Source organism: Aquitalea sp. FG25 (genome assembly GCF_057809375.1).
Genome location: NZ_JBMDJV010000010.1, coordinates 1 through 19,159 on the forward strand (window position 1 = coordinate 1; position 19,159 = coordinate 19,159).

Consider the following 19,159-nt stretch of genomic DNA (forward strand, 5'->3'; position numbering starts at 1 on the left):
CGACTCCAGAATGGCTGCTTTCTGATACAGAAGCAGCCATTGCTTAGATGGGGGGGAATGACAGCTCTGGCCGAAACCCAGTCTGATCTTATTTGGATGCCGCTATACCCACGAAAGGATGCTTGGTGCCTGACCAAATATGACAAAATGGTTAATTCTGATCACCTAGCAGAGTGTTCATGTCTCGTACGGAAAGATTGTTTACCCTACTTCAAGCCTTACGGCACCACCGCTTCCCTGTCACCGGGGCCTGCCTCGCAGATGAGCTCGGGGTCAGTCTGCGAACACTTTATCGGGATATCGCCACTTTGCAGGCACAAGGTGCCGATATTGAGGGTGAGCCTGGGCTGGGATATGTCTTGCGGCCTGGATTCATGTTGCCACCCTTGATGTTCACAGCAGAGGAAATTGAAGCACTGGTACTTGGATCGAAATGGGTAGCCAAACGGACAGACACGCCTCTGGGTAGTGCGGCAAAAAATGCACTCGCCAAAATTTCTTCAGTTCTGCCACAAGAATTGCGTCATACCCTGAATAGCAGTTCTCTTATGGTGGGAACACCCTCGCAGGCGGAAACTGATAGGGTGGACTTATCGCTAATCCGCCAGGCCATTCGGAGTGAACACAAACTGCGTATCGACTACTGTGATGTGCAGGGCAATGCCACGCAGCGAACAATCTGGCCACTGGCGTTAGGCTATTTCGATCATGTACGCATGCTAGCCGGGTGGTGTGAAGTACGTCAGGATTTCCGACACTTCAGGACAGACCGTATCTCGGCATTACTCATTACCCAAGATCACTATCCGCGCCGGAAGCAAGAATTATTGAAAGAGTGGCGGACATGTGATGCCTACCAGCAGGCCAGCAGCAACAAAATCGGCAAAAACAACTAGGTCCAGATTAACAGCAGCATGACTACTGACAGAAACTGTCAGTAGTTGCGAATACGATGGCATCACTTTAGATCAACCACTGGAGTGTGAGCCATGCATCTTTACTACCATCCTCTTTCTTCTTGTAGCCGCCGGGTACTTCTCGTAGCACGCCATCTTGGCATACCGCTTGAGCTAATTTCGGTTGATCTGTTTCGTGGCGAGCAAAATACGCCACCCTTCTTGAAGCTGAACCCGAATCATCAGGTTCCCGTTCTTGAAGACGACGAATATGTGCTCTGGGAGTCTTACGCCATCATGCAGTACCTGGCCGAGTTGGCTCAGGATCAGTCACTGCATCCTGAAACAGCACAACAACGTGCAGATGCGAGTCGCTGGATGTTCTGGTGCGGTCAACATCTGATGCCGGCGATCAGCATCCTTAACTGGGAAAATTCAATTAAGGGGATGGCAGGCTTAGGGCCAGCCAGCCAGACTGAAGTTGAGCGCGCTGAAGCCATGTTTGTCGATGCTTGCCAGGTTCTCGACACACATCTTGCCGGGCGGGAGTGGATCTGTGGCAGCCGACTGTCTCTTGCTGACCTTGCTATTGCAGCACCGCTTGGCGATTGGCATCGTGCCAAGCTTCCACTCATGCAATTTAGCCAAATTGGACGATGGTTCCAGCAGATTCAAGCACTGAATTGCTGGAAAGATACGGAACAAGGCCAGAACTGACTGGTAGTCATATTCAGACAAGATGTTCTAGGAGTAAAAATGTCAACTAGGCCCCATTAAGCGGCTACTACCGTAGCGGTGCTAGTATCTGCTCAGGTTGCCCGCTAGCAAGGCTGCCTGGCCAGAGGCTGCTCGGGCCCGATCACAGGACTGTGATAGCTTTTGGTTTTGTAGCCCAACAAGCAGTATGTCCGACATTCTGTGTAAACCAGCCGTTGTCTAGCAAGCCGTAGAAAGACCGCTTAGGCCGAACTTAGGTCTTTGATTTCGCATCTAGGCAGTGTCCGCTCCTGGCTGGTAGCTGCCATTCTCGCACTCGCCATGAACCTCCACTGCCTTGGTTTTATTTGACCCCAGACGCAAAAAAGCCCACCAAACGGTGGGCTCTGCATGCGGGATGAAGTCGATCAGGCCAGCTTAGCCAGCTGCACTTTCACTTTGTCCATCTTGTCGTTCAGCTCTGCCAGCTGGGCCTTGTCGCGCTCCACCAGGTGCGCCGGGGCCTTGTCTACATAGCCCGGTTTTTCCAGCTTGGCGGTCAGCTTGGCCAGCTCGGCGTCCAGCTTGCCCAGCTCCTTGGTGAGGCGGGCGGTTTCGGCGGCTTTGTCCACTTCCACCTTCAGCATCAGGCGGGCGTTGCCGGACATGGCTACCGGGGCGTCGTCTGCCGGCAGGGTGGCGACGATGCTGCCCTCGGTCAGGCGGGCCAGCAGCTTCAGGTAGGGGATGTAATCCGCCACCGTGGCATCGCTGGTTTCGATGAACAGCGGGGCTTTGACCGCCGGGCCAATGCCCATTTCACCACGCAGGTTGCGCACCGCGTTCACCATGTCCTTGAAGGCATCCATGCGGGCGTTGGCCTCGGCATTGATCTTCTCCTGCACCGCCACCGGCCATTGCGCCAGCATGATGGAGTCGGTGTGCTTGGCATTGGCCAGCGGGGCGACGGTTTGCCACAGCTCTTCGGTGATGAAGGGCATCAGCGGGTGGGTCAGGCGCAGGGCGACTTCCAGCACGCGCACGATGGTGCGGCGGGTGGCGCGTTGCTGGGCTTCGTTGCCGTTTTGCAGCTGTACCTTGGCCAGTTCCACATACCAGTCGCAGTACTCGTTCCAGATGAATTCGTAGATCACCTGGGCGGCCAGGTCGAAGCGGTAGGTTTCCAGCGCGTTGGTGACGTCGGCTTCGGCTTGTTGCAGGCGGCCGATGATCCATTGGTCAACAAAGCTGAATTCCAGCGGCAGGCTTTCATCCTGACCGCAGTCCTTGCCTTCCACATTCATCATCACAAAGCGGGTGGCGTTCCACAGCTTGTTGCAGAAGTTGCGGTAGCCTTCGGCGCGCTTGAAGTCGAAGTTGACGCTGCGGCCCAGGGTGGCGTAGCTGGCCATGGTGAAGCGCAGGGCGTCAGTCCCGTAGGCCGGAATGCCTTCCGGGAACAGTTTTTCCGTGGCCTTGGCAATCTGCGGGGCTTTTTCCGGACGGCGCAGGCCGGTAGTGCGTTTTTCCACCAGCGGTTCCAGCTTGATGCCGTCGATCAGGTCCACCGGGTCAATCACATTGCCCTCGGACTTGGACATTTTCTTGCCTTCGTGGTCGCGCACCATGCCGTGGATGTACACGTCGCGGAACGGCACCTTGCCGGTGAAGTGCTTGGTCATCATGATCATCCGGGCTACCCAGAAGAAGATGATTTCATAACCGGTTACCAGCACATTGGAGGTGACAAAGGCGTTCAGTTCCGGGGTTTCTTCCGGCCAGCCCAGGGTGGAGAAGGGCACCAGGGCGGAGGAGAACCAGGTGTCCAGCACGTCCTGTTCGCGGCGCAGCGTTTTGCCCGGGGCTTTGGCCTGGGCTTCGGCTTCGCTGCGGGCGACGATGATGTTGCCGTCTTCGTCGTACCAGGCCGGAATCTGGTGGCCCCACCACAGTTGGCGGCTGATGCACCAGTCCTGGATGTTGTTCATCCACTGGTTGTAGGTGTTGACCCAGTTTTCCGGGATGAAGCGCACTTCGCCGGACTGTACCGCGTCGATGGCCTTGGCGGCGATGGACTGGCCGGTGGGGTCGGGCTGGCCGTTCGCGTCCACGGCTACCTTGTCCATGGCGACAAACCACTGGTCGGTCAGCAAGGGTTCGATGACGGAGCCGGTACGGTCGCCACGCGGCACCATCAGTTTGTGCGGTTTGGTTTCCAGCAGCAGACCCTGGGCTTCCAGGTCGGCCAGCATGGCTTTACGGGCGGCGCTGGTGCTAAGGCCGGCGTAGGCGGCCGGCAGGTCGATGGTGCCTTGTACCGAGCCATCAAAGCCGAACACCTGGGCGCGGGCCAGCATGGTGGCTTCCAGGCTCATCACGTTGATCAGCTGGGTGCTGTGGCGCTTGCCCACCTGATAGTCGTTGAAGTCGTGCGCCGGGGTGATCTTGACGAAGCCGGTGCCAAAAGCGGCATCCACGTAGTCGTCGGCGATTACCGGGATGGTGCGGCCGGTCAGCGGCAGTTGCAGCTCTTTGCCCAGCAGGTGCTGGTAGCGCTCATCAGTGGGGTTGATGGCCACTGCCACGTCGCCCAGCAGGGTTTCCGGGCGGGTGGTGGCAACGGTGACAAACTCGTCGCTGTCCACTACCGGGTATTTGATGTGCCACATGTGGCCGTCTTCTTCCTCGGAAACCACTTCGAGGTCGGAGATGGCGGTGCCCAGTTTCGGGTCCCAGTTGGACAGGCGCTTGCCACGGTAGATCAGGCCCTGCTCGAACAGGCGCACGAACACTTCGGTCACCACTTCGGCGCGGGTGTCGTCCATGGTGAAGTATTCACGGCTCCAGTCCACCGAGCAGCCTACGCGGCGCATCTGGCTGGTAATGGTGCCGCCGGATTTTTCTTTCCATTCCCACACTTTGGCGGTAAAGGCTTCGCGACCCATGTCGTGGCGGTTGATGCCTTGTTCGGCCAGCTGGCGTTCCACCACGATCTGGGTGGCAATGCCGGCGTGGTCGGTACCGGGAATCCACACCGTGTTGTCACCCTTCATGCGGTAGTAGCGCGTCAGGCCATCCATGATGGTCTGGTTGAAGGCGTGGCCCATGTGCAGGGTGCCGGTGACATTGGGCGGCGGCAGCTGAATGGCGAAGGACGGTTTGGTGGTGTCCATGCTCGGCTTGAAGTAGCCAGCCTGTTCCCAGTGTTGGTACCAGCGGCGTTCGATATCGCCCGGTTCAAAGCTCTTGGCAAGTTCCATGATGAATGGCGCTTCTTTATACGAAAAAAATGGGTTGATTATACCTGTTTTCGCGGTGTTCTCCGAGCCGGCTGCCTGCGATGGCGGCCGCCGGTGTCACACAAGCTTTACTGACAGATAGCTGGGCTTCGTCAATAATGCAGTCCTTATTCTTGATGAACAGCTATCCACCATCCGCATGGACGCACCGCGCATTCTCGTGATTGAAGACAGCTTGATGCTGATTCGCCCCCTGTGTCGGCTGGTCAACAAGCAAGGCTTTGTTGCTGTGCCGGCAACCAGCCTGGCCGAGGTGCGCCAGGCGCTGGCGGAGGACGCGCGCTTTATGGCGGCGGTGGCGGATTACTGCCTGCCGGATGCCCCCAGCGGCGAGGTATTACCCTTATTGCTGGAAAACCGCATTCCCACCGTGGTGCTGACTGCACATAACGACATGCCCACGCGTGAGCGGGTGCTGGGCATGCCGGTGGTGGACTACATTCCCAAGGAAAGCCCGTCGGCGTTTGAGTATGTAATGAAGATGCTGCGGCGTATCCGCGTCAATCCCGGCATCAAAGTGCTGGTGGTTGATGATTCCCAGGCCGTGCGGCAGTTTCTGCGTACCCAGCTGGAACGGCATCTGTATCAGGTGATCGAGGCGGCAGATGCCGAACAGGCACTGGCCATCTTGCGTCGGGAGCGTGGCATCAAGCTGGTGCTGACCGATCACGACATGCCCGGCATGGACGGGGTGCGGATGACCAGCACCGTGCGCCGTTTTCTGGATCACACCCATCTGGCCATCATCGGTATTTCTGGCAGCCAGGACCCCACCATGACCGCCCGCTTCATCAAGGCCGGGGCCGATGATTATCTGCAAAAGCCCTTCAATTACGAAGAGTTCTTCTGCCGGGTTACCCGCAATGTGGAGTTTGTGGAAAACCTGCAGGCATTGAAGGAATCTGCCAACAAGGATCACCTGTCCGGCCTGTCCAACCGGCGGCATTTTTTCGAACAGATCAGCGGACTGCGACACAATATCGGTGTGGCGGTGCTGGATATCGATCTGTTCAAACGCATCAACGACGGCTATGGCCATGATATGGGTGACCGGGTGATCAGCCAGATGGCACGGCTGCTGGAGTCGTTTTTTCCGGACGACATCATTGCCCGTTTTGGTGGCGAAGAATTTGTCATTCTCTGCCAGCAGGTGCATGCACCAGTGATGCTGGCTCAACTGGACAAGCTGCGCCGCGCGCTGGCCAATCTGGAAATCAGCACCCCGCTGGGAGATTTACACTTTACCGTCAGCATCGGCATGGCGGCCGCCGAAGAAAGCGATATCGGCAATCTGCTGAAGCAGGCGGATAACTATCTTTATCAGGCCAAGCACCAGGGTCGCAATCAGGTGTGCGGCGGTATGCTGGCTTTGCAGGGTGGCGATCTGCCGCTGGCCTAGCTTTAAACCAGCTCAGCTTTAAACCAGCCCGGATGAGAAAAGGCGCGCCTGCCGACCTGTGTTAGTGCACGGCTGAGCGGGAAAACAGGTTCAGCACCAGCACGCCACCAATAATCATGGCCATGCCGATGATGGCGGGCAGGTCCAGCTTCTGGCCATACAGCTGCCAGGCCACCACAGATACCAGCACGATGCCCACGCCAGACCAAATGGCATACACCACACCCACCGGCACGTGACGCAGTGTCAGCGACAGCATGTACAGCGACAGCATGTAACCGGCGGCGGTCAGCAGCGAGGGGCCAAGACGGGTAAAGCCTTCAGTCAGCTTCATGGATGAGGTGGCCACTACTTCAGCCACAATGGCAATGCTCAGGAAAATCCAGGCGTTGTTCATCACGGTCTCCTTTTGTTTATTTGCTTTGTGTGGCTACAGTTTGCCTGCCTTGCATGACACGCTGACGCAAGTGGTCATAAGCCAGGTTGAAGACATAGGTATAGGGCAGGAAAAAGGCGAAAAAGCCCAGATCCAGCAGCAGCGCCTGCCATAGCGACACCTGCAGCCACCAGGCGGCCAGCGGTACCAGCATCACCACCAACCCGCCCTCAAACAGCAGGGCATGTACACAGCGCACCCATCGCGTGCGCTGCAGGCCCCAGTGCCGCTCCGCGCGCTCGAACAGGGCGTTGAACAGCATGTTGAACAGCATGGCCACGCAGGACATCATCAGCGCCAGCACCCCCATCTGGCCCATGCCGCTACCGGTTAGCAGGGCGGCCAGCGGCACCAGCATCACCATGGCGCAAACTTCATACAGCACGGCATGCAAGATGCGTTCGTGAAGGTGCTTGTTGTCTGCTGCTTGCATGTTTGCTTCCTTTCTTCTGCGGGTGGCAGGCTGGGTTCGGATGACATTCTGATTGGTTTGTCGGATAGTAGAAAAATAAAATCCATCGGAGAAACCGATATGTCCTGGTCGCTTGATGCCATTGCCGCCTTCAGTACGGCTGCCGAGCTGGGTTCGTTTTCTGCTGCCGCCCGGCGTCTGGGCAAGAGCCAGTCCACCATCAGCGAAGCCATTGCCAATCTGGAGATCGATCTGGGAGTCAGCCTGTTTGAGCGCAGTGGTCGCCAGCCGGTGCTTACCCAGGCGGGGCAGCAGTTACTCAGCCATGCCCGCCAGTTGCTGGACGCTGGCGATGCCCTCAGCCGGGTGGCCGGGCTGCTGGGGGGCGGGCTGGAGCCACGGCTCACCATTGTGCTGTCCGATACCTTTCAGTCCGAATCGCTGGAGCAGATGCTGCGGCTGTTTGAGCAGCAATTTCCCGCACTGGAGCTGGAAACGCTGGTGGCAGAAAAAGAAGACGTGATTGATTTGGTGGAAAGCGGGCGTGCGCAACTGGGCTTTGTCTCCGGGCTGGCACGCTACCCGGCAGATATCGGTTATTACCCGATGCCGGACGCCAGCCAAAGCAGCCTGTATGTCAGCAGCAATCATCCGCTGGCAGGCCTGTCCAGTGTCAGCCGCGAGCAACTGGCCGCCGAGCGCGAGCTGCGGCTCAATACCTACTACGGCCCGCCCAGCGCCACGCTCAGCGCACGTTGCTGGTCTGCTCCCAGTTATCTGTTACTGCTGGAAATGACGCGGCTGGGCTTTGGCTGGGCCGAACTGCCCAGCTGGCTGGCGGTCAACTTTGGCGGGGATGAGCTGGCCGAGCTGAAAGTGGCGGGTTGGCCCAAGGCGGTGCAGGTGGATCTGGTATGGTCGCAAGCCCGCCAACCCGGCCGCGCAGCGGCCTGGGTGCTGGCGCAGTTGATGGGGTAGAGTTGTTAACGGTTGGGATGCAGCTCCAGATGCGGGCGGCAAGCTTCAGGTGGTGCTTGTCGAGTTGTCACGTCAGAAGGCTAAAGCCTCTCTGTGCGCTTGCTCTTTGGCTCATCTTAATGCAAGGACACTCCCCGTCTTGGATTGGTAGAGTGTAGTGAACAGTCGATTATAATCTGCTTGGTTCTCAATCATACCGTTCGGAGTTACAAGTAACTTGCTGTTGTGTACCAGCAAATACTGTTTCATTTGTTCTGCCGGTATCAGGCTACAGTGCCGTCCACTGCATTTGAGTAGATCTGAAAAGCGGCCGGGGCCAAATAGCTGACCATAAACCATACCATCGAAGTAAAAGGTTAAGGTTTCAAGATTAATATTGACCAAGCTGTTTCCATACTTATCTCGTTGTGAATTGGCAAACATAAACAGATCATGGCCCGTGCGCGAGTCCAGAATCTGTTGCCATTCATAGTATTGGTCACGAACTTGCAGGGCGGTCTTGTGAACGAGATTGATAAGAACGGCAATCATCAGGATCTTCCCAATCCATTGCCAGTTATGAACGGTATGTCCTGACTTTTTCTCTAGAAACAGATTGAGTCTTGCTGCAATATCCGCAGCCATGAGACACAGTAAGTAAACACCTATGCCGCTGATTGGGGCAAGATAGCGGTCAACTTGGGTCACAAAAAACCAGAATGCGAAGTACAAGATAATGCTGAGCAATGCCGCACGTTCTCCCTTGTTCAATCGTGGCCAGCGATAGAGGGTGCAGGGAATCAGCAGCATGGATTTCATCCCTGCCTTTACGATGGCGCTGGGGATGTATTGCAGGGTGTGGTGAGTACCATAGGTGGCTTGTTCTGCTTTTTGAGCCAGCAGGTCCTGCGCATTCCACAGGTAGTAGCCAAAGATATTGCCACCTGCTGGGTGGATTGGATCTCCAGACACCAGGAAAGCGCGTAGATACCATCCACCACCAACCACCAGTGAAAGTATGCCGCTGGCCAATACGCTGCGTAGATCTCGCCCGAACAGCAGTACCGCGAAATAGGCCCCTGCCACGTAAACAACACCGAAGTACTTGGTCCCGATCGCTGCTCCAGCATAAAGGGCGGCCAGAAGATACCAGCGTTTGTTGAGCTGTGGGACATTGAACAGGCAAATGAAAGCTGCCGACATGGCAAAGCAATACAAGGCCAGTACTTGATCGATATAGGCGTAACCCAGCGTGTGTTTCAACGGGGCCAGAACACCCAGCATGGTGAGAGCGATAAAGCCAGGCCACTTGCTGGATACCTTGCTATCCAGCAAGCCTTTCACTCCCAGCCACATGATGAAGACCGGCATGGCCATCCAGCTTTGGGCTACCAGCGTGCCTTGCTCCTTATTCAGAAAAATGAAGCCGGTTGACATCAGTAGTTCTGAAAATTGTGGAAAGAGCGGAAAGCGGATGTAAGGGTTGATATACAGCCCGGCATGTTGGGCATAACCAAGTGCCAGCGGCAGGTGGTACATAGTGTCATCACTGTGACCAGAAACACGAGCTGGCAATAACAGGAAGCAGACCAGTGCCAGCAGGATCAACCCCAGCTCCAGTCGGCCATATTGTCGGATCAGGCTACCCAATTGCAGCATGCTTCGGTCAAACAGCAAGGCAAAGGCAACCATCAAACTAGCTGTTACTCCAAATGGAGTCAGGGCGTTGAGCAAGCCTAGCAAAAACAGTAGCAGGCTGAGAAAAACATAACCGCTAGTGGCTGCCAGAAACAGAGTCAGACTGGGGTTGCCAAACTGCAATGGTGTTTGCTGCAGGATTTTCTGGTTGACCATCAAGCCTATAAGCACGACGGCAAGCAGCAGTGACAGGAATGTCGCCACAGGAAGTGCAAGACTGGGCATCAAAACTCCTTGGCTCTGTTGTTGAATATTAACTTGCTCGACAGCAGATAATTGGAGCCGAGTCCGGTAAGACTGCCAGCTGCAAGAGCGTACAAGGCAATATGTGCTACATGTTGCATGAAATTGAGCAACAGTAAGGATGTGCCCAGATTACACATCCCTCCCAATGACATGGATAGAAAGTAGATCAGCAATTCCATCGGCCATGCATGACGGGACGGATGTTGCTGAAAGGTCCAGTAACGATTAAGCAGCCAAGTAGTGCAGACAGCTACCGCGAATGAAAGCAGCCTAGCCAAATAGAAGGGCAACAAGGAGCTGAATATCAAGTAACTGCCGTAGTCAGCCAGAAAGCCGGCAACCCCCACGACACCAAACTGCAGGAAACGCATGCTGGTCATCATGTTTTAGGAATCGCCAGATATGCGAGGCGTTTGCTTTCGTGTCGACCCTTGGTGACGTTATCCAGAATCAAGCCGGTTACGCAGGACAGTAACGCACAAATCATGATGGAAGCGCTGAGAATGGCCGTCGGGAAGCGCGGAACCTGTCCACTCTCTATAAAAGTCAGCAGGAGCGGTAGGGCCAATAGTACCGATAGTATGCACAGGGACAATGCGGTAAAACCGTAGAACTGCATTGGGCGCTCATGTACATAAAGTTTGATGATGGTCTTCAAAATGCGCCAACCATCGCGGTAAGTTGACAGTTTGCTGCTGGAGCCTTCGGGACGCGAGCCGTAAGGCGTAGCAACCTCGGCATAAGGCATGCGTAATTCCAGTGCGTGTACAGTCAATTCGGTTTCAATTTCAAAGCCTTGAGAAATGGCTGGGAACGATTTGGCATACCGGCGTGAAAAGGCACGATAGCCTGATAGCATGTCAGTGAACTGGCCGCCAAAAATTTTCTGTACGCTGCCCGTCAGCATTTTGTTACCAAGCTGATGACCGTTCCGATAAGCCGCACGGCTGATCTCTTCGGTGACCTCCCGACATCCGACCACCATATCGGCTCCTTCATCGATGACTTTGTCAATCAACTTGTGAACCGAAGCCGCATCATAAGTGGCATCACCATCTACCATGACGTAAATATCAGCCTCCACATCGGCAAACATGCGGCGTACTACATTACCCTTACCTGGCAGGTTGACATCAATCACTGTCACGCCCAAGCCTAGTGATACCTCTCTGGTCTTGTCCGCAGAGTTATTGTTGAAAACGTAAATGTCCATTTCAGGCAGGGCCTGACGAAAATCGCGGATGACCAAGGGAATGGCAACCTCTTCGTTGTAGCAAGGCACAACCAAGGCAATTTTACGGTCTCTGTACATGATATATCGCGTATCCAAATCCTGATGATTGGTGGCTATTTTATTGTGAGTGGAGGATTTCGCAAAATGATTAAGGCAATTTTACTTACCTTGTCTTGCTACGGCCTGCTGATCAGCCAGCAAAACACTGCGTTCTGCAAATCGTTCTTGTTGGTATCTTCTTTGCCCATACTATGCAAGTGCGACTGTCGTCTTACGCTCCCACGCAGCCAGCCTGACTGGCACTTACAAAGGCATCCTCATGAGCAATCTGTCTTCCTTCCCTATCACCGGCAAATGGCCTGCACAGCATCCGGATCGTCTGCAGCTGTATTCCCTGCCCACGCCCAATGGCGTGAAGGTGTCCATCATGCTGGAGGAGTGCGGCCTGCCGTATGAGGCGCATCTGGTGAGTTTCGATAGCAACGACCAGTTCAGCCCGGAATTCCTGTCACTCAATCCCAATAACAAGATTCCGGCCATCCTCGACCCCAAGGGGCCTGATGGCAAGCCGCTGGCCTTGTTCGAATCCGGTGCCATCCTGCTGTATCTGGCCGAGAAAACCGGGCAGTTTCTGCCCGCAGACCCGGCTGGGCGCTATGAAACCATCCAGTGGCTGATGTTCCAGATGGGCGGAATAGGGCCGATGTTTGGCCAACTGGGTTTCTTTCACAAATTTGCTGGCAAGGATATCGAGGACAAGCGCCCGCGCGACCGCTACGTGGCCGAGTCTCGCCGCCTGCTGGGCGTGCTGGATGCCCGCCTGAAAGGGCGACACTGGATCATGGGTGATGAATACACCATTGCCGACATGGCCATCCTGCCCTGGGTGCGCAATCTGGTGGGGTTTTATGGCGCGGGCGATCTGGTGGGCTATGCCGACTTTGTCGAGGTGCAGCGTGTGCTGGATACCTTCCTGGCGCGTCCGGCGGTACAAGCAGGGCTGAACCAGCCGCCGCGTGCCTGATGCTGCATGGCGGGCCTGCGGCCAGCTGCCCGCCACAGACTTTATATCCGCTTGATCAGGCGCACCACCAGTAGCAGTGCGCTGGCGCCGGCGGTGGCCATGATGATGTGGCCCAGTATGCCGTGGACGTTCAGGCCCAGCACACCAAACAGGTAGCCACCGATATAGGCACCGATGATGCCGATCAGCATGTCGCCCAGCAGTCCGAAGCCTTCTCCCTTGATCAGCAAACCTGCCAACCAGCCGGCGACAATGCCGACAATCAAGAACCAGAACAAGTGCATGGCCGTGTCCTTCTGTTACCGGAGCGGTGTTAATGCTCCCGGTTTTTGTTTGAAACAGTTTTCTGCTTTTGTTTAATTAGCCGGTAAGACAAAGCCGGGCAAGCCCGGCTTTGTCTGCATGCAGCGAGGTGCGCGGCGGCTGCCTTACAGCGCAGGCATGCTGTAGCCTTCGATCTTGGCGGCTTGTACCAGGCCGGCCAGGTATTCGTGCATGGCTTTGTTGCCGGCCATCTGGGTCAGGTATTGCTGCAGGCGTTCCTTGACGTCGTCAAAGCTGATCTGACCACCCTGATTGCGTTCGTTGACCTGAATGATGTGGTAGCCAAACTGGGTTTGCACCAGGTTGGGGGTGATTTGACCGGCTTCGGTGCTGAATACGGCTTGTTCGAATTCCGGCACCATCTGGCCACGGCCAAACTGGCCCAGGTTGCCGCCTTGCTGGCCGGACGGGCAGGTGGAGTGCTCGCGAGCCAGATCGCCAAAGCGCGACGGATTGGCCTGTACTTCTGCCAGCACGCCTTCGGCCTTGGATTTGGCCAGCATATTGCCCAGTTCGTCACCGCCACCCAGCGGGAACAGGATGTGGCTGGCTACCGCAGATTCGCCACCGGCGAAACGTTCCGGGTACTGATCGTAAAAGGCGCGGCAAGTGGCTTCGTCTACCGGCTCAACCTGAATTTCCTTTTCCAGCAGAGCTCCAATGGCCGCATTCGGATTGGCAGCGTCCAGGCCTTCGGCCTTGGCTTTTTGCAGCAGCAGTTCACGCAGCACCAGTTCCTGGATGGTGGCGTCGCGCGGGTTGGGCGCGTCTGCGTGGTTTTCCTGTTCAGCCTGCACCATGGCTTCAGTGATTTCAACGCCGTTTACGATAATGGCCATGAGATTTTCCTGTAAGGGGAGAGTAAGTGGACGCTGCAGAGTGTACGGCGCGCTAAAAGTGGCAATTAAATGGGGCCGCCGGTGTGGATGTCAATAGCACTGCTACTGGTGTAACCGGTTTTGTGCTGATTTGCGAATAATTGTTAAGGTCGGCCATCCCGTTATTACAAAGCAACATCTCGCTCTTGCTGCTTAAAGGGCAGGACAAGCGGCGGTAGTCCAATGTCCTCAATCTTTCCAATCAGGACTCTGGACATGAAAACTTTTCGCTGGACTGCCTATCCGCTAAGCAGTGCCATGCTGCTGACCGCGCTGGCTTTCGTGCTGTGTCACGCGTTGTACATTCCCTGGCCGGACAATTACTTTGCCTGGCGTCGTGAATTCATGCTGCTAAGCGGTGTGGAACTGATCATGCTGATGTCGCTGGGCATGCTGTTGGGCATTCGCCCGCTGTGGTTGGAAAAACTGTGGGGTGGGCTGGACAAGATGTACCGCCTGCACCGTCGGCTGGGTATTGCGGCCGGCCTGATGCTGGCTGGCCACTGGTTGCTGGATTTGTCTCCGCGCTGGTTGATCCAGCTTGGTCTGATTGCGCCCAAGGTACGGTCATTTCATCCGCATGTATTTACCTGGACTGCTCTGGCCAAGCAGGTGGGGGAGTGGTCGGCCTGGGTGATTCTGGGCCTGGTGATCATCGCCTTGCTGCGCATGGTGCCGTATGGCTTCTGGCGGAAATTGCACAAGCTGTTTGCCCCGGTTTACCTGATGGGTGTGTTTCATAGCGTCATCCTGACGCCGACAGCGTTCTGGTGGACTCCGCTGGGCTGGGGGCTGGCCGTGCTGTTGCTGGTTGGTGTTTATGCCGCACTGGCCTCCATGCAGCGTAAGGTGGGTAGCTTGCAGCGTTATGCCGGTACGGTTACTGCGGTGCAGATCTTGCCGGGCAATATGCTGGAAGTCCGTTGCGATGTACCGCGCTGGCCAGGTCATCAGGCTGGGCAGTTTGCCTTGCTGCGACTGGATGCTGCCGAGGGCGCGCATCCGTTTACTATTGCCTCGGCCTGGCCGGGACATGGTGAACTGCGTTTTGTCATTAAGGCGCTGGGTGATTACACCGCTGCTTTGCCTGGCCGGGTGCAAGCCGGTAGCAAGCTGATGCTGGAGGGGCCTTATGGTGGTTTTACCGGCGGGGTGGATGGCCGTCCCTTGTCCGGGCCGCAGGTGTGGGTGGCGGGTGGGGTGGGGGTAACGCCCTTCCTGGCCTGGTTGCAGTCTTCCTGGCGGCCGGCGGGTATGCCGGTGGATTTTTTCTATTGTGTGCGCAAGGCCAGTGAGGCGGCCGGGCTGGATGAGGTGCGCCGTGCCTGCCAGCGGCTGGGTATCCGCCTGCACTTGCTGGAGAGCGATCATGGTCAGCGGCTGGATGTGGCGGCACTGCCTGAAGCCGCAGATGTATGGTTCTGCGGGCCGGAGGGCTTGGGGCAAAACCTGCAGCGTCAACTGGCCAGCCGTTCCGTGCCGCCGCGTTTTCACCACGAGGCATTTTCCCTGCGCTGATCTGGCGGCTGCCCGTTATATTGATTTCAGAACAGGTCGATGTCGCCGCTGGCAACTTCGACCTCTTGCACCACACCTTGGCGCAACAGGGTTTCAAACTGGCAGACGTGATTGCGACCATGGGTTTTGACGTAGTACAGCGCCTTGTCGGCCCGGTCGATGATTTGTGCTGGTAACAGGCCATGGTCTAGCCGAGTAAAGCCGATGCTGACTGTTACCTGGCCCACTTGTGGAAAGGGGTGCTTGGAAATGCGGGTGCAGAAGCCTTCCAGAATGGCCTGGGCTTTTTCCTCGCTGACGGTGCGGAACACAATGGCAAATTCCTCCCCGCCGTAGCGATACAGACCATCGTCCTCGCCAAAATACTGTTGCATGCGCTGGGCCATCATCAGCAGGACTTCATCGCCGATGATATGTCCATAGTTGTCATTGACTTGCTTGAAGTGATCGATATCCAGCAGGGCCAGCAACAGTATGTGGCGCTTGTCACCAGATGGCTCTCCCACCAGCGAGAACAGTTGGCTATCAAATTTGCGCCGGTTGTAGAGACCGGTGAGGGTGTCACTGTCAGAGGCATGCAGCAGATTGAGAAAATTCTCATGAATGCGCGCCAGGGCAATCAGCAGTTTGTGGTCCACCACCGCCTGGGCTGGCGGTGTCACCATCAGGACGGCAACCACCTGGTTGGTCTGGTATAGCGGTACGCACAGGCCGGTATCGGTAGGGTGTATCGTCTGGTGTTCATCCTGTTGCAACAGGATGCGCAACATCTTGCTGCCCGGCAGGGTCCAGGGTTGATTCTGTGTGGGGTTATCTTCCAGGCTGTCCAGCTGAATGCGCCACCAGGGGTGGCCATCTATCCAGCGACAGTTGTACAGCGCAATGGTGCAGTCACTCATCAGTTCGCGCAGCGTGGTCAGCAGGCTGATTTCCAGCGTCCTGCGTTCGCGTTGGGCGGTCAGTTCAACCAGGCTGTCCAGGATTTCCGGCAGAGCGGAAGGGGACGGCATGTTGTGTGAAGAGGTACCGCGCATTTCCATTGAGGCCACATCCCTTGCATCTATATTGTTGTATGAGAAACGACATCACCAATATAGGCAGCCAATGACAGGGATGCTACCGGGTGGCCGGCCATGTGCTGGCCGGCCGAGAGCCATCAACTGCGGCCGGTGCTGCCGAAACCGCCTTCACCGCGTTCTGACTGGCTGAAGTCATCCACCAGATTGAATTCGACCTGTACCACCGGCACGATGATCATCTGGGCAATACGTTCCAGTGGTGCCAGGCGGAAAGCCGTGTGGCCCCGGTTCCATACCGAGACAAACAGCTGGCCCTGGTAGTCAGAGTCGATCAGCCCCACCAGATTGCCCAGCACGATGCCATGCTTGTGACCCAGGCCAGAGCGCGGCAGGATCATCGCCGCCAGTTTGGGGTCGGCAATGTGAATGGCCATGCCGGTGGGCACCAGTTGGGTTTCACCTGGTGCAATCAGCAAGTCCTTGTCGATGGCAGCGCGCAGGTCGAGGCCGGCAGAGCCGGGGGTGGCGTAATCAGGCAGGTTGTCGTGCAGGCGCGGGTCCAGCACTTTGACGTCTACAACAGGTTTCATGATGGTTTTCCTGCAAATGAAATGGGCAGGCAGGCCGCATGGGCCTGCCTTGTTGGGCAAGGTCGGGTTGTGGTTGCGACTTAACGCGGCAGCAGGCGGGTCAGGTGCTCGACAATGGCCCGCGCCACGGCGGGCTTGGGCATGTCCGGCAGCGCATGTGCTCCGGCATCGTCCAGCAGCACAACCTGGTTGCTGTCCGCACCCATGGCGTGTTGCGCCAGATTGGCCACCAGCAGCGGCAGCCGTTTTTTCTTGCGTTTGCTCTCGGCAAATTCCAGCAGGTTCTGGCTTTCAGCGGCAAAGCCGACACAGAACGGTGCGGCGGGCAGACTGGCCACGGTAGCCAGGATGTCCGGGTTTTCTTCCAGTTCGATCACGGGCAGGCCGGCACCTTTCTTGATCTTGTGTTCGGAGCGGTTTTTTACCCGGTAATCGGCCACCGCCGCCACGCTGATGAAAATGTCCGCAGTGCCGACAGTCTGCAGCACACTATCGTGCATTTGCCGTGCACTCTCTACATTGATGCGGGTCATGCCCAGCGGCGCGGGCATGCCGGTGGGGCCGGAAATCAGCGTCACCTCGGCACCGGCATCGCGGCAGGCGCGTGCCAGCGCATAGCCCATCTTGCCGGAACTGATATTGGTGATGCCGCGCACAGTGTCGATAGCTTCAAAAGTGGGGCCTGCGGTCAGTACCACCTTTTTCCCTGCCAGGGTTTTGGCTACAAAAAAGCCTTCCAGCATCTCGGCCAGCGCTTCGGGCTCCAGCATGCGGCCTTCACCGACTTCTCCGCAGGCTTGCTCGCCCGAGTCCGGCCCCCAGACGGCTACGCCATCAGCCTTGAGCTGGGCCACATTGCGCTGGGTGGGCGGGTTCTGCCACATCTGGCGGTTCATGGCGGGGGCCACGATGAGCGGGCAGGTGCGGGCTGCCGCCAGTGTGGAAACAAGATCATCACTGACACCATGGGCCAGCTTGTACAGCAAATTGGTGGTGGCCGGGGCAATCAGAAAAGCATCTGCCCGGCGCGACAGCTGGATGTGCGCCATGGCATTGTCTGGACGCGGGTCCCAGATATCAGTGTAGACCGCATTGCCCGACAGGGCCTGAAAGGTGACCGGAGTAACAAAGCGGGTAGCCGCTTCGGTCATCACCACTTCTACCTGATGGCCGGCCTTGACCAGCAGGCGGGTCAGTTCGGCAGCTTTGTAAGCGGCAATACCACCGCTTACGCCAAGCAGGATGCGTCTGGCTGTCATCGGGCTTTCCGGAGAACTGTGCAATAAAGCCGAAAGTTTACCGGAATTTCCGCATGGCCGCGCTGCCGGCTTGCAACTGTCCCTTGGCCGGGCGGGGAGGGTGACGGAGCATGGATATGATGTTTGCCGACTGCTTCCAAACAGGCTATAGCCAGAGTAAGGGTAAATCATTCATGTCCATCATCGATTGGCCGCTGGCCGAACGTCCTCGTGAAAAATTGCTGGCCCAGGGCGCGGCGGCCCTGTCGGATGCTGAATTGCTGGCCATCTTCCTGCGTACTGGTATCCGGGGGATGACCGCCGTGGACATGGCGCGGCAATTACTGACACAGTTTGGTTCGCTGGCCGCGCTGCTGGGGTGTCGGCTTGATGATTTCGAACGCTGTCCCGGTCTTGGGGCTGCCAAGTATGCGCAGCTGATGGCATGCAAGGAACTGTCGCGCCGGGCGCTTGCCGAAGAAATGAAGCTGAGTGATGCGCTGGATGGCCCGGATGCGGTAAAGAACTACCTGCGCTGGGTGATTGGTCGGCGTGATGTTGAAGTGTTTGTGGTGCTGTTTCTGACGGCGCAGCACCGGGTGATTACCGTGGAGGAAGTCGCTAGCGGAACGCTCACCGAGGCCCGTGTTTACCCGCGCGAGGTGGCGCGGCGTTGTTTGCAACATAATGCGGCAGCCGTGATCGTGGCACACAATCATCCGTCCGGGGTGGCAGAACCTTCGGCAGCTGACCGGGCGCTCACCGAAAGCCTGCGTGCCACGCTGGCCTTGCTGGATTGTCGTTTGCTGGACCACTTTGTGGTAACCGGCAGCCAGGCGGTGTCGATGGCTGAGCTTGGCTGCTTATGATGGAAGATGCGGATCGATGCTGGGCGGCCTGACAGTGCTGCCCAAGCTGACGGGCGCATTGGGCTGGTAACTGTCGGCTGTGACCTTGTCTCTCAACTGCATCACACGGAGGTTACCATGAACATCCTGCGCTTGCTGAATGAGTCCGATTACATTCAGGTCAACAACCAGTTTATCAAGCCGGATCAGCACGGAGCGTCGGAAGAGTTTGCTGATGAAGATGATGTCGTGCTGGAAGCCCATGTTGATGGTCAGGACTTGGTGTTGACACTGGGTGACCTGGAAGATGCCACGCCGCTGGCTGATGGCGGCTTCTGGCTGGAGGGCGTGGGTTATCTGCGCTTTCTGTCGCGGCAGAGCCTGCATTAGCGGTACTGCGTCTGCGTCTGCCGGTTTGGTGCAGCAAGCATGGCTGCGGCTCCCGTC

Annotated in this window: 19 protein-coding genes; 8 read left to right on the forward strand and 11 right to left on the reverse strand. The window is 57.0% G+C overall.

The window, feature by feature from the left end:
• The first annotated feature begins 179 nt into the window (after positions 1–179).
• Together ACODR9_RS10420 and ACODR9_RS10425 are read left to right on the forward strand one after the other, a co-directional pair.
• Positions 180–896 (forward strand): helix-turn-helix transcriptional regulator, encoded by a 717-nt coding sequence (locus ACODR9_RS10420; RefSeq protein ID WP_488809177.1) that lies wholly within the window; start codon positions 180–182, stop codon positions 894–896.
• Positions 897–989: 93 nt separating this feature from the next.
• On the forward strand, positions 990–1,613 hold the full coding sequence (locus tag ACODR9_RS10425) for a glutathione S-transferase family protein (RefSeq protein ID WP_488809178.1): 624 nt from the start codon (positions 990–992) through the stop codon (positions 1,611–1,613).
• 407 nt (positions 1,614–2,020) lie between these two features.
• Here ACODR9_RS10425 and ACODR9_RS10430 read toward each other — a convergent pair whose 3' ends face one another.
• Entirely contained in the window at positions 2,021–4,852 is a 2,832-nt protein-coding gene (locus ACODR9_RS10430) for a valine--tRNA ligase (protein ID WP_488809179.1), read from the reverse strand.
• 178 nt (positions 4,853–5,030) lie between these two features.
• On the opposite strand from ACODR9_RS10430, the gene ACODR9_RS10435 reads away from it, so the two are divergent.
• Positions 5,031–6,290, forward strand: coding sequence for a diguanylate cyclase (locus ACODR9_RS10435; RefSeq protein WP_488809180.1), 1,260 nt, complete (start codon positions 5,031–5,033; stop codon positions 6,288–6,290).
• Between the two features lie 61 nt (positions 6,291–6,351).
• Here ACODR9_RS10435 and ACODR9_RS10440 read toward each other — a convergent pair whose 3' ends face one another.
• Together ACODR9_RS10440 and ACODR9_RS10445 are read right to left on the reverse strand one after the other, a co-directional pair.
• On the reverse strand, positions 6,352–6,687 hold the full coding sequence (locus tag ACODR9_RS10440) for a DMT family transporter (RefSeq protein ID WP_488809181.1): 336 nt from the start codon (positions 6,685–6,687) through the stop codon (positions 6,352–6,354).
• Between the two features lie 16 nt (positions 6,688–6,703).
• Positions 6,704–7,159, reverse strand: coding sequence for a multidrug/biocide efflux PACE transporter (locus ACODR9_RS10445; RefSeq protein WP_488809182.1), 456 nt, complete (start codon positions 7,157–7,159; stop codon positions 6,704–6,706).
• A 99-nt stretch (positions 7,160–7,258) separates the two neighbouring features.
• Between ACODR9_RS10445 and ACODR9_RS10450 the strand changes: the two genes are divergently transcribed.
• Positions 7,259–8,116: a LysR family transcriptional regulator gene (locus ACODR9_RS10450; RefSeq protein WP_488809183.1), complete on the forward strand. Its 858-nt coding sequence runs from the start codon at positions 7,259–7,261 to the stop codon at positions 8,114–8,116.
• 111 nt (positions 8,117–8,227) lie between these two features.
• Here ACODR9_RS10450 and ACODR9_RS10455 read toward each other — a convergent pair whose 3' ends face one another.
• The 3 genes from ACODR9_RS10455 to ACODR9_RS10465 are packed head-to-tail and all read right to left on the reverse strand — an operon-like array spanning position 8,228 to position 11,351.
• Positions 8,228–10,018: a hypothetical protein gene (locus ACODR9_RS10455; protein ID WP_488809184.1), complete on the reverse strand. Its 1,791-nt coding sequence runs from the start codon at positions 10,016–10,018 to the stop codon at positions 8,228–8,230.
• Positions 10,018–10,422, reverse strand: coding sequence for a GtrA family protein (locus tag ACODR9_RS10460; RefSeq protein ID WP_488809186.1), 405 nt, complete (start codon positions 10,420–10,422; stop codon positions 10,018–10,020). Before ACODR9_RS10460 ends, ACODR9_RS10455 begins: the two co-directional genes overlap by 1 nt.
• Positions 10,419–11,351, reverse strand: coding sequence for a glycosyltransferase (locus tag ACODR9_RS10465; RefSeq protein WP_488809188.1), 933 nt, complete (start codon positions 11,349–11,351; stop codon positions 10,419–10,421). Before ACODR9_RS10465 ends, ACODR9_RS10460 begins: the two co-directional genes overlap by 4 nt.
• A gap of 241 nt (positions 11,352–11,592) precedes the next feature.
• On the opposite strand from ACODR9_RS10465, the gene ACODR9_RS10470 reads away from it, so the two are divergent.
• Positions 11,593–12,297, forward strand: a complete 705-nt coding sequence (locus tag ACODR9_RS10470) for a glutathione S-transferase N-terminal domain-containing protein (protein ID WP_488809189.1) — start codon at positions 11,593–11,595, stop codon at positions 12,295–12,297.
• Positions 12,298–12,338: 41 nt separating this feature from the next.
• Here the strand turns inward: ACODR9_RS10470 and ACODR9_RS10475 are convergent, their stop codons facing one another.
• Both ACODR9_RS10475 and ACODR9_RS10480 read right to left on the reverse strand, forming a co-directional pair.
• The gene (locus ACODR9_RS10475) at positions 12,339–12,581 is read right to left on the reverse strand and encodes a GlsB/YeaQ/YmgE family stress response membrane protein (protein ID WP_488809190.1); all 243 of its coding nucleotides are present in this window, start codon (positions 12,579–12,581) and stop codon (positions 12,339–12,341) included.
• Between the two features lie 144 nt (positions 12,582–12,725).
• Positions 12,726–13,460, reverse strand: coding sequence for a peptidylprolyl isomerase (locus ACODR9_RS10480; protein ID WP_488809191.1), 735 nt, complete (start codon positions 13,458–13,460; stop codon positions 12,726–12,728).
• Positions 13,461–13,715: 255 nt separating this feature from the next.
• Between ACODR9_RS10480 and ACODR9_RS10485 the strand changes: the two genes are divergently transcribed.
• Complete coding sequence (locus tag ACODR9_RS10485) at positions 13,716–15,017, forward strand: ferredoxin reductase family protein (RefSeq protein ID WP_488809192.1); 1,302 nt, start codon at positions 13,716–13,718, stop codon at positions 15,015–15,017.
• A gap of 26 nt (positions 15,018–15,043) precedes the next feature.
• Here ACODR9_RS10485 and ACODR9_RS10490 read toward each other — a convergent pair whose 3' ends face one another.
• The 3 genes from ACODR9_RS10490 to coaBC all read right to left on the reverse strand — a co-directional run bounded on the left by ACODR9_RS10490 (position 15,044) and on the right by coaBC (position 18,056).
• Positions 15,044–16,027: a GGDEF domain-containing protein gene (locus ACODR9_RS10490; RefSeq protein ID WP_488809193.1), complete on the reverse strand. Its 984-nt coding sequence runs from the start codon at positions 16,025–16,027 to the stop codon at positions 15,044–15,046.
• Positions 16,028–16,173: 146 nt separating this feature from the next.
• Positions 16,174–16,626: a dUTP diphosphatase gene (gene dut, locus ACODR9_RS10495; RefSeq protein WP_159875587.1), complete on the reverse strand. Its 453-nt coding sequence runs from the start codon at positions 16,624–16,626 to the stop codon at positions 16,174–16,176.
• Positions 16,627–16,706: 80 nt separating this feature from the next.
• Positions 16,707–18,056: a bifunctional phosphopantothenoylcysteine decarboxylase/phosphopantothenate--cysteine ligase CoaBC gene (gene coaBC / locus ACODR9_RS10500; protein WP_488809194.1), complete on the reverse strand. Its 1,350-nt coding sequence runs from the start codon at positions 18,054–18,056 to the stop codon at positions 16,707–16,709.
• Between the two features lie 2 nt (positions 18,057–18,058).
• Here coaBC and radC point away from each other — a divergent pair, with 2 nt between their 5' ends.
• Together radC and ACODR9_RS10510 are read left to right on the forward strand one after the other, a co-directional pair.
• Entirely contained in the window at positions 18,059–18,733 is a 675-nt protein-coding gene (gene radC, locus ACODR9_RS10505; protein ID WP_488809196.1) for a RadC family protein, read from the forward strand.
• Between the two features lie 117 nt (positions 18,734–18,850).
• Positions 18,851–19,102 carry a hypothetical protein gene (locus tag ACODR9_RS10510; protein WP_103526209.1) on the forward strand — a complete coding sequence of 84 codons (252 nt, stop codon included), beginning with the start codon at positions 18,851–18,853 and terminating at the stop codon, positions 19,100–19,102.
• Positions 19,103–19,159 lie beyond the last annotated feature (57 nt).